Source organism: Glaciecola petra (genome assembly GCF_031846345.1).
Lineage (GTDB): Bacteria > Pseudomonadota > Gammaproteobacteria > Enterobacterales > Alteromonadaceae > Glaciecola > Glaciecola petra.
In genome coordinates, this window is record NZ_JAVRHX010000001.1 from 1124334 (window position 1) to 1138719 (window position 14386).

Below are 14386 nucleotides of genomic sequence, written 5' to 3' on the forward strand. Positions count from 1 at the left end.
CTCAATGATGTGTTCATAGTCATTAAAAAGTCTCTATGCCCGTTACATGCATAGCATAGCGCTTTAGCTTGTTTAACAAGCCAATTTTTTTAGGATTTTGTTGATATTGTGCCATTAATTCCTCTATAGAATTTAAATACTCTTCTAATGATAAACATTCTTCCTTCTTGCCAACAGAAAAGCGAAACTGTAAGTGCTGTTGCCACTTATCAATTTCATCCATTGCCAATAAATGAGGAAAATGCCTTGCTCGATAACGAAACAATATTTTATTGTAAATTTCGTTTTCAAACTTTCCTTGCAATGCGATTAATTGTTCTGGCTCGGTGTGCCGAACTGTCTTCATTAAGTTTGTATCGGCAGGTTGCGGAAAACTAGTAGTGTATAGGCCTTGGTCAACATTATTGTTGGTTTCTTTTTCAATATTGACATTAAAAACTTGCTGGCAGAGAGAGACTAAATTGGATGCGTTTTGCAGCATTTCAAAATTTTGTTTACATGCTTCAATATCTAACTTGAATATCTCTGATTGTTGAGGATTTAAGGTGTTTAGTGGCGCAACAAACGGGCACTTATTAGCCGCGACACTATATATGGAGGGACGCTTTTCTGTATTAACTTGTTCACTTTTATGAAACAAAAGTTGTGAAAGTGTTTCGGCATCGTTTGCCAAAAAAGCGTCAATAGGACGATTTAAGTCAATACAAAGTGTGGCATTTTTATTTTTTGGATGGGGGCATATAGGCATAATAAGCGTGCAGCAACCACTTTTGGCAGAGATGTATCCGCTGACATACACTAATATGGTTTGTTGATATCGTTGCAAATATCTATTTACGATATGTTTGTTTCGTAATTGCCAATAAAACTCATAGAGTCTAGTTTGTTTTTGTTTGATTAATTTAGCCACTGCGATAGTAGCATATACATCTGATAAAGCGTCATGCGCACTTGCATGAGTAATATCATTTGCTGCAGTTAACTGTTCTAACTTAAAACAAGGTCTTCCATCTTCGTACAAGGGCCAATTAATACCTTCTGGCCTCAGAGCATAGCACGCCCTAACAAGATCAATAATATCCCACCGAGTATTGTCATTTTTAAATTCTCGGTCGTAGACTGGATAAAAATTACGGTAAAAAAGGTGCCTAGTCACTTCATCATCAAACTTAATGCTATTGTAACCCGCGACACATGTGTTTGCTTGAGACATCTGTTGATGAATTTTATCAGCAAAGAAAGGTTCACTCATACCAGTTTGGTTAATTACTAAAGGTGACAAGCCGGTCACAATGCAGGCTTCTGGGTGCGGTAAATAATCATGTGGGACTTTGCAAGCCCAATTTATAATGGGTGAATTTTCTATAATATTTAGATCTGAATCTGTTCTAATTGCTGCAAATTGAGCAGGAAAATCAACGCTAGGACGCACCCCCCATGTTTCATAGTCATGCCATAAAATACTAGTCGCCACTATAATCTCATTTTTAAAAATATGTTTATAACGATAGTTTACGCTAATTTTTATAAGTAATAAAAATTCGATAGTGTTAAGTCATTATATTAATAAAACTTACGAGCTAGGGTTTATAGAACATAAATGAATATACAACGTAACTGGAAAATTACGCAGCGGCTATAAGAGCTTGTGTTTAATATTGTCTGCAGTTTGCAACAGTCAAATTGTTATAAAGGTCATTGTATTTATCGCTTTTATGACTAATAGAAAAAAAGGATTGATACTATTATTGAAGCGTTGAAGATTTTTATAGCGAGCATGCCATGCATAATTATATTATTAAGCGGTTTGAAAATAGTGATAAAGAACCTAATACTTTACGTAGCGAGAGCATGACAAATGAAGAAAATCTACAAACAAACAATGACGCGATAAATCCATCCAATAATCATGCATCTGCACTGATAAACTACTCCCACACAGTGAATTTTAATTATGGACATAGCGACAACGCTTCAGCGCGGAGTACGTTTACGCAAACCGCCCATGTTAATGTTGCGCCGTTCTTTTCAATGCGTAAATTGAGGCTTACTTATAATCAACTGAAAAATTCAAGTAGTTTTGAATATGGAAGCTTCGATGCATTTAAACATCAGGTTTTAAATGCTGTTGCGCCACATTTAGAATTAAATAAATGGCAGTCGATAGCGGCAAGGCGATAAATAACAAACAAAAAGAATGTAAAACTTTAGGCTTCATGCTAGAAAGTTGATGTTTGGGTAAAAATAATTTTTATAGTTAGGTCGTCATAATACGCATAAGTGTTATATTATTAACATTTGTAGCCGAAAGAGTTCCCAATGAAGTCTATAGTATATTTATCATTGTTGATTAGTAGTTTTATGGTATACGCCATACCCCCACAAAGTGAATCAGCAAAACTAAGCAAAGATGCCGCAACTATTGCTATTGCTATACATGGTGGGGCAGGAACGATATTGAAAGAAAATATCAGAGATGAGCAAGAGCAAGCAATAAAAAGTGCATTAAAACAAGCGCTAGAATTGGGATATAAAGAGCTTAAAGCAGGTAAAGATGGAAGCTCAGCGGTGATCGCAGCACTTGTTTATTTAGAAAATTCCCCTTTATTTAATGCAGGCGTCGGTGCGGTTTATACTTATGATGAGCAGCATGAATTAGACGCTTCCATTATGCACGGTAAAGATAAACAAGCGGGTGCTATAGCGGGCGTGCGCAATATTAAAAATCCAATTAAAGGTGCATTATTGGTAATGAATGAGTCTCCCCATGTGATGTTAACAGGCGAGGGAGCTGAAGCTTTTGCAGCGAAACATGATTTAGAAAGCGTTGAAAACAGCTTTTTTAATACCGAATTTCGTAAAAAGGCCCTCGATAGAGCGAAATCAAAAATTGATGAGCTATCTTTTAGTGAGCAAAACGGACAGTCTACAGAAGCTACTTTATCAGATCTATTGCCTTTTCAAGATGACAAGTATGGTACGGTTGGTGCGGTCGTGTTGGATGCCCATGGTAATTTAGTGGCAGGTACTTCAACAGGTGGGATGACAGCAAAAAGATATGGCAGAGTAGGAGATTCTCCAATAATCGGAGCAGGCACATTCGCAGACAACCATTCATGCGCAGTATCGGCGACAGGTCATGGCGAATATTTTATACGACACAATGTTGCTGCTGATATCTGCGCTCGCGTAAAATATAAAGGTGATTCAATACAGGAAGCTGCTAACGCAGTAATTTTCGAGACATTGAATGCAAATGCAGGCAGTGGCGGGGTGATTGCTATTGATAGCCTTGGCAATATCTCAATGCCATTTAATACACCTGGTATGTATAGAGCCAGTATCGATACTGCTGGAAATATGACAATCAAAATATATAAAGACTAGGCTTAGTATTCCGGGTATATAACAAGTGAAAGTAGATTTATCATCTGAGCTTGCATTATGCATGCTTAAAGACCGTTTTTTCCTTAAAAGAAAATACCAGCAATGTAGTCAGATTGCAGACCCTAATAAAATGACTGTTGCTGTTGAAGCGTGGCAAAAGAAGGTAGAAGAATCTAAAGCGCTATTGTCAAAGAGAAAAGCGTTAACATTAAATATCAGTTATCCTGACTTGCCGGTAAGTGACAAAAAAGATGCCATTAAGGCATTAATATCTAAAAATCAAGTGCTGATCGTTGCTGGTGAAACTGGCTCAGGTAAAACGACACAAATTCCAAAAATGTGCTTAGAGCTTGGACGCGGAAGGGCGGCTATGATTGCCCATACTCAACCTCGTAGGTTGGCCGCGCGCAACGTGGCCGGCAGAATTGCCGAAGAGTTAGATTCTGAGCTTGGCGCTTTGGTGGGGTATAAAGTGCGCTTTACCGATCAAGTCTCTGATAATAGTTTAGTAAAACTGTTAACTGACGGCATGCTGCTTGCAGAAATGCAACAAGATAAGTTTTTAAACCAATACGATACTATTATTATTGATGAAGCACATGAGCGCAGTTTAAATATTGACTTTCTGTTGGGTTACATAAAACGAGTTTTACCCAAGCGTCCCGATTTAAAAGTCATTATCACATCCGCTACCATTGAAACCGATAAGTTTGCTAGTCACTTTAATAATGCACCAGTAATAGAAGTAAGTGGGCGCAGTTATCCAGTAGAAATAAGACACAAAGACTATATCGCAGAAGATTTAGCGCAAGACCAAAGTGAAGCTATTCTTTTGGCCGTCGACGAATTGTTTGCTGAAGGCCGAGGTGACATATTAATATTTTTAAGTGGTGAAAGAGAGATTAGGGAGACTCAACAAGCATTAATTAAAAAACAATATAAGGCAACAGAAATACTCCCACTTTATGCTCGAATGGGAGCTAAGGACCAACAACTTATATTTCACCCGAAAGGAAGCCGCAGAATTGTACTTGCAACAAACGTTGCTGAAACATCATTAACTGTGCCGGGTATAAAATACGTGATTGATACCGGCAAAGTGCGTATGTCTCGATACAGTCATCGTTTAAAAGTACAACGCCTACCAATAGAAACTGTTTCACAAGCCTCTGCGAAACAAAGAGCGGGTCGATGTGGAAGAACCTCTGCGGGTATTTGTATTCGTTTATATTCCGAGCAAGATTTTTTATCGCGCCCAGCCTTTACTGATCCAGAAATTACTAGAACGCATCTAAGTAGTGTTATTTTACAAATGTTAGCATTGGGTTTAGGTGAAATTAGTCATTTTGAATTTATACAAGCCCCCGAAGACAAATTTATCAGTGATGGCCAACGTCTGCTAGTTGAATTAGAGGCAATTACTAAGCATAGAGGTATGTCTAAGCTAACGCCAATAGGGCGTAAGATGGCTAAGCTTCCTTTAGATCCCAAATATGCTCGCATGTTAATAGCGGCGAAAGACCATGAAAGTGTATATGAGATAATGGTAATTACGGCTGGTTTGAGTGTACAAGACCCGAGAGAACGGCCTCATGATAAACAACAAAAAGCGGATGAGGCACATGCTTTGTACGCTGATAAAAACTCTGATCTCTTAAGTTTGTTGAACCTTTATGAAGCGTTTAAAACTGAGCAAAAAAACCTTACACAAAATCAATTAAGAAAATATTGTACAAAACACTATATAAACTTTCAGCGTATGCGCGAATGGCAAGATATCGTTCATCAAGTTAAGCACACATTGGTGTCTGTTGATCTTCGTTTAAATAAAAATGTGGCTGAATATGAACAAATTCATTTGCCAGTGATCGCTGGCTTAAGTTCACAAATCGGCTTAAAAGATGCAAACCGACAATATCAGGGAGCACGAAATAGTCAATTTAAACTATTCCCGGGGTCAGGTTTGTTTGCTAAGCCACCAAAGTGGATAGTCAGCGCAGAGCTAGTTGAGACCTCAAATTTATACGCTAGGCAAGCGGCTAAAATTGAACCAGAGTGGATAGAAAAAGTCGCCAAAAATTTGTTTAAATATAACTATGTAGAAGCGCATTGGAGCATGAAACGAGGTGCTGTACTTGCCTATATGAACGCTACCTTGTTTGGTTTACCTATTGTTCAGAGGCGAACCGTCAACTATGCCAACATTAATCCAGTAGAAGCGCGCGATATATTTATCAGGCATGCTTTGGTGAATGGTGAGTCAAAATTGAATTTTGCTTTTTTGCGCGAAAATCAGGCTTTAGTTTCACAAGTTGAATTACTAGAGAAAAAATCACGCAGGCGCGATATATTAATCGACGAAGATGAACTAGTAGACTTTTATAGCGAAAAACTGCCTGAAAACGTCAATAGTGAAGCAAGTTTTAAAAAATGGTGGCAAAGGGCGGTTCAGATTTCTCCCAATCTGCTAAAATTTGAACAAGCACAATTAGTAAAACGGGATGCTAGCGGCGTAAGCAAGGCGTCGTTTCCAGATACTTGGCAGCAAGATAGTTTGGTTTTTTCACTAAGTTATCAGTTTGAACCGGGTAAAACGGATGACGGTGTTTGTGTAAATATTCCCATTGGTTTATTAAATCAAGTAAAGAACATAGGCTTTGACTGGCTTGTACCTGGATTAAGGCAAGAATTGCTTGTAGCGCTTATTAAAAGTTTACCGAAGCGATTGCGCCGAAATTTTGTTCCTGCTCCTGATTATGCTAATGCTTGCATGCAAGACCTCACAGCAGTTGATAAAAATGGTATCGTCCAAAACATAACTGATGCATTTGCGAATAAGCTGTTTCGAATGTCAGGTGTAAAAGTCAGTTCACAAGATTTTGATATAGAAACCATTGAGAGCCACTTGCGGTTTAACTTTGCTGTTGTTAGTGATAAAGGGAAAGTATTGGGTAGCAGTAAATCGTTGCCAAAACTAAAACAACAATTTGAGTCTCAATTAAAACAAACCCTAGAACAGGTCGCGACTGAGGGCATTGAAAAAGCGAGTTTATCCACTTTTTCGATGGAAACTATCCCAAAGCGTTATAGAAAAACGCAAAATGGTTTTGAAATTGAAGCGTTCCCCGGTTTAAAAGTGGTCGGCAATCAGGTCGACTTAGCCTTATTCACACTAGAAAGTGAGGCAAAAAAACAACATGCGGTTGGCACGATTTTACTCCTCAAGCAAAACGTACCTTCGCCATTGAAGTATCTTCAAGAGAAATTGCCGAATAAATCCAAGTTGAGTTTATATTTTAATCCCTTTGGAAAAGTGCAGCTATTAATAGATGATATCGCAAGTGCAGCCATCGCCGCATTAGTTAACGAGCATATGGATGGCAATGAAATCAGAGAGCAGAGGTTTTTTAAAACAACGCAAGAGTTTGTTCGTATGCATTTAAATGATAAGGCGTTAAAAATAGCGAAACAGGTTGAAACAGGTTTGGCTTTAGCTAATCAAATACAAAAATTTTGCAAAGGAAATATTCCGCTAAACCATGTAAGTCATATCAGCCATATTAAATCGCATTTGAATGAACTTGTTTTTAAAGGCTTTGTTTTACAAACAGGAGAATCAGGGCTAGGCGATTGGAACCGATACTTAAAAGGTTTGTTGGTGCGTTGTGAAAAATTAAAAATAGACTTAAATCGCGATAGAGTTAATCAGATAGAAATTGATAAAGCGCAATCCTTACTTATTAAATGCAAAGAAGAATATGCAACACAAATGAAAGACTTGGAAGAGGTAAATGAAATACAAGAGATGATACAAGAATTTAGAATTTCTTTATTTGCACAAAATTTGGGGACCAAATATCCCATTTCTTTGAAACGAATAAGTAATAAATTAAATGAGATATCAAACAAAGGTTGACTTAAAACTGTTCACCCAATATAAAGAACGATGCACATCGTTTGATGATGGATGTGGTGTAACATAGGTTTGGATAAAAAGCGTTAAATTCACGAGGATTAGTTCATGTTATCTTACGACGACAAACGAAATTTTTATCGGATGATGGTCAATTCACCTTGTCAGGTAGAATTATTAGACCAAAATCCATCTTTAGCTTTGACGGCTATATGTAAGGACATAAGTGCAACTGGTATGTCTTTAGAGATGGAATCAGAAGCTATTGAAATAGGCGCCTTGCTACAAATTACTGTCGATTCTAATAATGATCAGATACCTTCTTTAGTTGCCAAAGCTAAAGTGGTGAGATGTGAAGAACAAGACTCTGATACCTATTTGGTTGGTGTTGAAATAAGTGAAATGAATTAGATTTTCATTCAACTTTATTTTGTAACTTCAACGATCAGGCAAATTCAAACTAGGCGTTCATTAGGATGCCGTGTTACTTTTCCCAAAAATTAGTCATTTGCACAAAATATTCGCTTTATCTATTATCACGTACTACGTAAGTGTCTGATTTATAATAATTCTACGAATGGTGTATAACTTGCTTGTCCTCACATAAACGTAAGTGTTTATATTCTAAACTATCCATACAGCTGTTTGTAAATGCAACATATAGCTATGGGTCTACAAGGAGCAGTGAATTTGACATCGCTTATTGACTCAAGTAACGCCAAGTTATCAAAGCAGTCTCTTTATAATGATTCTTCATATGATGAGCTCAGTAATGACATAGCATGCAGCATTGATTCTGGGTGTTATCAAAAAATGGAAAAAAAGGCGATTCACTATTTTTCTGAGTTATTATCCTTGGCTAAGAATGACGATTGTCTTGCACAATTGACTTGTATTTATGAACAATGGTTAAAAGAGAACAACCAAAACAAAAGCTCTTTAAAATTGTCATTGATTGAGCAACAAATGCAACAAAATGCTAGCACTAATAGCTTGACATTTTTACAGAAACTCGCTGTTGATAAGCAATTGAAGACCTACTTAGATAAGTCACTTAGTTATATTTTTATGCGTGACTTAGGTAAGTCTCTAAAAAATAGAGATGTCATCAAACAAGTAGATGAACTCAGTACTCATATCCAAAAGTGGGTGCGAAAAAATGAAGGGCATGATGCACCAGAGCTACTAAATAATGCCTATATAGACAAAAAGTCTAAACAATACAATGTTGAAGCTAGCATTACATGGTTGAAGTCTAAGTTGTTTCTGCTGGAACAACAACTCCCCGCATCATTGGATAAGACCAATGGATTACGTAAGTTGGTAAAAGTTATTGCAGGTGTTGTCATGCATCGCTTAACTGAAATGCCGAAAGATTTGCCAAAGCGTGCACAATCTGAATCCTTAGATAACGCAATAAGGTTGGGCTATTGTTATGGCTTGACTTATCCATTAATTGACGACATCCAAGATTCACCAAATTTTTTAAATAATGAAGAAAAAGAATCTTTTAATTTGGCTATTAGAGAGAGCCTATTGAGTGGAGAACTTGCTGAGTTTCCTGTTTTTAGTGATGCTAATAATGAGACCATGTGCTTCGTTTATGAGGAGCTAAAATGTGCTTTTGAAACTATTAAAAGCTATCAATCAAGGAGCAGTGCAATTTCCTTTTTTGAACAAGCTTTTGTGTTTTTTGAAGCTCAAGATATTGATCGCAGAAAATCAGCAAAACATGGTGTTTATTCTGATGAGGCCTTATTTTTGCCGGTCATTTTAAAATCGGCGGGGAGTCGTTTAGTAGCCAGAGATATTGTGCACAATAAAAGAGACGAACAATTTGAACATCGTGTGTTTTGTTTTGGGATTTATAACCAATTTAACGATGATATAAAAGACTTGTTAGTGGACATCCAACAAGATAATTTAACACCATATAGTCATTATTATCATGTTGAAGGGGCTAAATCAGAAAACGTAAATCCCTACCGTGTGTACTGGTGTGTCGTGTTTTACTTAATTACCACCGTTTATAAAAACGATGCTCATGCAAAACAGTTATTACTGGAGCGAAGTATTAATGCTCACAAGAGTTTAAAAAACGAAGTCGGCGACGAAAAGTATAAGGAACTAGAGAGAACGCTTTTAAATACCGGGTATATGCCATTTGATAAGTTAATTTCAACGCTTATTAAAACACCGAATCAAGTCGCGTGGTTTGACAAACTCATTAGCCGTGAAGTAAGCAATTATTTTGAACATCAACAACGAATCAAAAAAGATTTTCAAAAAAATTACCAAAACGCTCAGTCCTTCATAGAGCAACATTTAAAGATCGAAGCACATCAACGAATAGACGATACACTGTTGCGTGATGCTGCTAACTATTCACTTACTATTGGTGGTAAACGATTACGCCCAGTTTTAGCGTACATTACTATGATTCATAGATATAAATTTGAACAAGATCAAACTCTCCCTGTATTACAACTGCTCGAATATATGCATACTTCATCATTAGTATTTGATGATAAACCTAGCCAAGATAATGCGTCTTTACGACGCGGTAAAGCCTCCTTGCATAAATATTGTAAGAGTGAAGCTCATGCAGAGCTAACGGGGGTTTATCTGATAATGAAGGCAGTAGAAGTGCAAACTACCATTAAAGGGGTGGATCCTTCAACCATCCTCGCTTCTATAGAATATGCATCAAATACTACTCAGGCAATATGTGAGGGGCAGTTGTTGGATTTAAAATCGAGTCGTTCATGTACAGGTATTACCGAGTTAGAACGAATTTGTTTTTTAAAAACAAGTCTCGCAATAGAAGCAGCCATGATTATTCCGGCCATATTGGCGAATGAAGATGATATTGAGAAAGAATACTTAAAACGCTTTGCTAAGTACCTCGGATTGGTCTTTCAATTGAAAGATGATTTACTGGATGCAGAAGGTGTTGAGCAAACTATGGGTAAACCGGTACAACAAGATTCTTCGGCAAATAAAGCGTCTTTTGTTACGGTACTTGGTGTGGAAGGAGCGAGAGATAAACTTTATCAGTATCGTCGAAAAGCAGCTGAATCTCTAAGGAGTTTAAGTGGCGATAATACGTTTTACGAACAACTTTTGGACTTTGTAATACATCGCCAATCTTAGGCTATTTTCACCTCATATAAATTTTGATTTTATGCAGACTAAACCTTTTAGGTAGTGTCCTTCTGGGAAATAGCTGGCCACTGTATGGTCGCAATCTTGATGCAACCTGTCTTGTACACTTAAATAGACCCCTGCATCCTGAGCAGCATCAGCAACAATTTTGCTAAAAAGATCTTCACGCATTAATCCTGAACAACTGAAGGTAATTAAGCAGCCATTTTCATTCAGCAATTCACAGGCTAGCCTATTTATATCTTTATATCCTCTTGCAGCCCTGACTAAATGATTTTTGTTTTCAACAAATTTTGGTGGGTCTAAAATAATAACATCAAAACGGGTTTTATTTTCTTTGTAAACACGCAGTTGTTCGAATACGTCGACCATTAGATGAGTGATAGAAGCTTCGTTTAATACATCAGAGTTGAGCTGAACATTATGTAAACTCGTATCAATTGCGGATTCTGACACATCTAAGTTGACAACACTTTTAGCCCCGTTTAGAGCGGCACTAAGCCCAAATGTCCCGGTATAGCTAAAACAATTTAAGACTTTTTTGTCACGACAAAGGCGACCCGCAATTTTTCGATTTTTGCGTTGGTCTAAATAAAAGCCCGTTTTATGGCCATTGATTAAATCAACTTCAATTTTTAGGCCGTTTTCTTGAATAATCACTGTATTGGGTAACACGCCGACATGTGTTTCGATGTATTGTTCTAAGCCTTCTTTTTTTCTGACCGCAACATCACTGCGTTCATGAATAACATAATCGGGGAAAATCTTTTTTAATGAATGTACGATCTTGTCTCTGTGTTTGTCAGCACCTGCGCTTAATAGCTGAATCACAAGAACATCGCCGTAAAGATCAATCGTTATACCGGGAAGACCATCTGATTCAGCCGCAACTATACGGTAAGCGTTGGTGCGTTGCTTTTGTAGCCATGCTTTCCTTTTGCTTATTGCGTTTTTAATGCATTGAGTAAAAAAATTATTATCAATAATCGTATCTTGATTAAAACTCCAAACACGCGCGCGAATCTGAGAATGAGGCGAATAGGCGGCTTTTGCTAACCATTTCCCTGAACTTGACAAAATATCAACAGTGGCGCCAGAGCGTGGCGTCCCGATTTCTTCTTCAATAGCACCATCAAAAACCCAAGGGTGATTGCGCAATAAAGATTTTTCTCTATTTTCTTTTAATACTAAACTAGCCACTTTAATTCCCGTCAAATCCTATATCTTCAATTAATTGAGAACTGCTCGCGGCTTTTCTTGCTAAATCATCTACAGCTTCATTCTGTGGATTCCCGGCATGGGCTTTTACCCAATGCCAATTAACCTGATGTTTGTTGCATTGAGCATCTAAATCTTGCCATAAATCAACATTTTTAACTGCTTTTTTATTGCTCGTACGCCATCCATTTTTTTTCCAACCATGGATCCATTGATTAATGCCATTTTTGACATATTGGCTGTCAGTGAATAAATCGACAATGCATTCTTCTTTTAAAATAGCGAGAGCTTTTGCGGGTGCCATTAACTCCATTCTATTATTTGTGGTTAAAATATAACCTTTGCTAATCGATTTTTGTGTAGAATTAAAACTAAGAATAGCGCCATAGCCTCCGGGTCCAGGATTGCCTAAACAAGAGCCGTCGGTATAAATTGTGACTTTTTTCATATGTATAATTTTTGCTTTAAGGTTAATTTTAAGACGCTAAACAAGCACGAAGATGTAATTCTCATTTTATTTCTAACACCCCCCGCGATATCAAGGTAAAATAATAGGTGGGTTTGTTGATTTTGTATCAACGACAAGATACTTTACCTTAGATAAGAGATAACAAGAAGAAAAAATATGCGCCAAATCGTACTCGACACTGAAACGACCGGAATTGACCCAAAACAAGGGCACAGAATAATTGAAATTGGTTGTGTTGAATTAGTAAATAGAAAGCTAACAGGCGAGACTTTTCATGTGTATGTCAATCCGGAAAGAGAAATAGAGCAAGAAGCAATCGATGTTCATGGCATTACTAATGAATATTTAGTCGATAAACCAAAGTTTACAGAAATAGCGAGTGACTTTATTGATTTTATTAAAGGTGCAGAACTGATTATTCATAACGCACCGTTTGATGTTGGCTTTATGGATCACGAATTTGCACTGACGCGTCAGAATTTACCTAAAACTAGTGACATATGCGCCGTGTTAGACACGCTTGTGATGGCAAGGCGAATGCGACCAGGTCAAAAGAATAACCTTGATGCCTTATGCAAATATTATAATGTGGATAACAGCCGTCGTACTTATCATGGCGCTTTATTAGACTCAGAAATATTGGCTGAAGTATATTTATATATGACGGGTGGGCAGACCAAGTTATCACTCGCATCAGGACAAGAAGAGACCAATTCTGACGGTATGGAAACAGTCATTAAACTTAATGCTGTACCTGTGCTTAAGGTTATCAAAGCCACTGCCGATGATATAGAGAAGGAAAAAGCCATCTTCAATATGCAGTGAAATCGACACTAGTACAATTCAAAGAATTAGTAACGAACAAAGCAAACACAGTCTTTTGTGTGTGTTTATGCATGCTATTTTCAAGTGGCTTTGCGTTCGCACAGCAGTCATCAGCTCCCACAGCTGGTGAGCAAAATAAATCCAACATATATTATGAAGATGTCATAGTACCCATTGGTAATGAATATCAAAATAGTATTCAGTTACTCAATAATAGATTCCGTGTCGACAACGGCATATCTGAAATTGCGATAGTTTTTTTTAGAGAATACGGTTCACCTCCTGTTGTTTTAGTTCGACCTGACGGAAGTAAGCTATTTATTGAAAATTCGTTAGATGACGATAGCTATACTTGGTTTGAAACCGATACTTACGATATGATTTCGCTAAAAAACCCAATGCCGGGACCTTGGCAAGCTGTAGGTGATGTATTGCCGCAAAGCAGAGTAATGGTTATCGCAGATATAACCTTGAGTGCGCAAGCAATTCCTAACGTGGTTTATTCAGGTGAGACACTTAAACAAGTGGCGTTTTTACAAAACAAGGGCAGTGAACCCGATATTACCCCATTTAGAGAAGTGATATCACTTTCTATCGATTTTGTCAGTACTAATAATCCTGAATACCCTAACTTTGGACTAGGTTCTAGAACAGTAGCAAGATTTGAAGACAATGGGCTTGGCTTTGATGAGGCCGATGCAGATGGTATTTTCACGGGGCAATTTAACTTAAGCATTATTGAGGGGGAATGGACACCTATTTTTACCTTGCGAACCCCTCTGTTCACCCGAGAGCAAGTGAATGAAAAAGTCGTTCTGTTGCCTAACCCTGTTCAGATAAGTCACCACTTAGCGGACACTGATGATGCTAAACACATGTTAACCGTGCAAACTGATGAAACACAGGTGAGTCTCTCAAGTCTCATTTTAGATGGGACTTTGCGTTATCCCAATGGTGATGTAGCAAGAATCTCTATTACTGAAGCAAATGATCTGCCAAAACAAATTCCTTTAAATAATGTAGGAGAGGGCATTTACAAAGTAAATCTGAGTGCCTATGCAACCAGTGTTACTGGCCGAAACCTAATGCTAACCGTACCAGAATATTCGTTTGTGGTAGAGCCTCCTCCCATTATTGAACCCATAGCTGTAGCCACTGACCCTATCATTGAAGAACTTATGGTTGAACAGGAATCATCTAGCGAAGAAGAAGAGACACTATCGTTAATGCATATTTTTATTATAAATTTTGCATTGCTAGTCTTCGGTATTGCCTTCTTGTATGCTCTTGCCGACAAACAAAAAAATCCTACTAATCATCTTTCTCTTCGAATTATTCGTTTACTGAACTTCAAGCGCAGTAAATCAGCCAAAGATTCAATCCCTGCAAGCTAATTTCAATCCATTGTC

Annotated in this window: 10 protein-coding genes; 7 read left to right on the forward strand and 3 right to left on the reverse strand. The window is 37.6% G+C overall.

The window, feature by feature from the left end; translation table 11 throughout:
- Positions 1–22: 22 nt before the first annotated feature.
- A complete protein-coding gene (gene sbcB, locus RM552_RS04990; RefSeq protein ID WP_311367675.1) occupies positions 23–1474 on the reverse strand; it encodes an exodeoxyribonuclease I in 1452 nt (483 codons plus the stop codon).
- 308 nt (positions 1475–1782) lie between these two features.
- On the opposite strand from sbcB, the gene RM552_RS04995 reads away from it, so the two are divergent.
- From RM552_RS04995 to RM552_RS05015, 5 genes are all read left to right on the forward strand, one after another.
- Complete coding sequence (locus RM552_RS04995) at positions 1783–2181, forward strand: hypothetical protein (protein ID WP_311367676.1); 399 nt, start codon at positions 1783–1785, stop codon at positions 2179–2181.
- A 138-nt stretch (positions 2182–2319) separates the two neighbouring features.
- Positions 2320–3387: an isoaspartyl peptidase/L-asparaginase family protein gene (locus tag RM552_RS05000; protein WP_311367677.1), complete on the forward strand. Its 1068-nt coding sequence runs from the start codon at positions 2320–2322 to the stop codon at positions 3385–3387.
- A gap of 25 nt (positions 3388–3412) precedes the next feature.
- Complete coding sequence (gene hrpA / locus RM552_RS05005; protein ID WP_311367678.1) at positions 3413–7303, forward strand: ATP-dependent RNA helicase HrpA; 3891 nt, start codon at positions 3413–3415, stop codon at positions 7301–7303.
- Positions 7304–7408: 105 nt separating this feature from the next.
- Positions 7409–7711: a PilZ domain-containing protein gene (locus RM552_RS05010; protein WP_311367679.1), complete on the forward strand. Its 303-nt coding sequence runs from the start codon at positions 7409–7411 to the stop codon at positions 7709–7711.
- 279 nt (positions 7712–7990) lie between these two features.
- Positions 7991–10453, forward strand: coding sequence for a polyprenyl synthetase family protein (locus RM552_RS05015; RefSeq protein WP_311367680.1), 2463 nt, complete (start codon positions 7991–7993; stop codon positions 10451–10453).
- Between the two features lie 12 nt (positions 10454–10465).
- On the opposite strand, the gene RM552_RS05020 is transcribed toward RM552_RS05015, so the two are convergent.
- Both RM552_RS05020 and rnhA read right to left on the reverse strand, forming a co-directional pair.
- On the reverse strand, positions 10466–11665 hold the full coding sequence (locus RM552_RS05020; RefSeq protein ID WP_311367681.1) for a class I SAM-dependent rRNA methyltransferase: 1200 nt from the start codon (positions 11663–11665) through the stop codon (positions 10466–10468).
- 1 nt (position 11666) lies between these two features.
- Positions 11667–12131 (reverse strand): ribonuclease HI, encoded by a 465-nt coding sequence (gene rnhA / locus RM552_RS05025; protein ID WP_311367682.1) that lies wholly within the window; start codon positions 12129–12131, stop codon positions 11667–11669.
- A 177-nt stretch (positions 12132–12308) separates the two neighbouring features.
- Here rnhA and dnaQ point away from each other — a divergent pair, with 177 nt between their 5' ends.
- Together dnaQ and RM552_RS05035 are read left to right on the forward strand one after the other, a co-directional pair.
- Positions 12309–12977, forward strand: a complete 669-nt coding sequence (dnaQ, locus tag RM552_RS05030; RefSeq protein ID WP_311367683.1) for a DNA polymerase III subunit epsilon — start codon at positions 12309–12311, stop codon at positions 12975–12977.
- A 71-nt stretch (positions 12978–13048) separates the two neighbouring features.
- Positions 13049–14371: a TIGR03503 family protein gene (locus RM552_RS05035; protein WP_311367684.1), complete on the forward strand. Its 1323-nt coding sequence runs from the start codon at positions 13049–13051 to the stop codon at positions 14369–14371.
- Positions 14372–14386: the final 15 nt, after the last annotated feature.

Coding starts and splice junctions, on each gene's coding strand:
- rnhA (WP_311367682.1), bottom strand. CDS start 12,131: ATGAAAAAAGTCACAATTTATACCGACGGCTCTTGTTTAGGCAATCCT.
- RM552_RS05000 (WP_311367677.1), top strand. CDS start 2,320: ATGAAGTCTATAGTATATTTATCATTGTTGATTAGTAGTTTTATGGTA.
- RM552_RS04995 (WP_311367676.1), top strand. CDS start 1,783: ATGCATAATTATATTATTAAGCGGTTTGAAAATAGTGATAAAGAACCT.
- RM552_RS05035 (WP_311367684.1), top strand. CDS start 13,049: ATGCTATTTTCAAGTGGCTTTGCGTTCGCACAGCAGTCATCAGCTCCC.
- dnaQ (WP_311367683.1), top strand. CDS start 12,309: ATGCGCCAAATCGTACTCGACACTGAAACGACCGGAATTGACCCAAAA.
- RM552_RS05010 (WP_311367679.1), top strand. CDS start 7,409: ATGTTATCTTACGACGACAAACGAAATTTTTATCGGATGATGGTCAAT.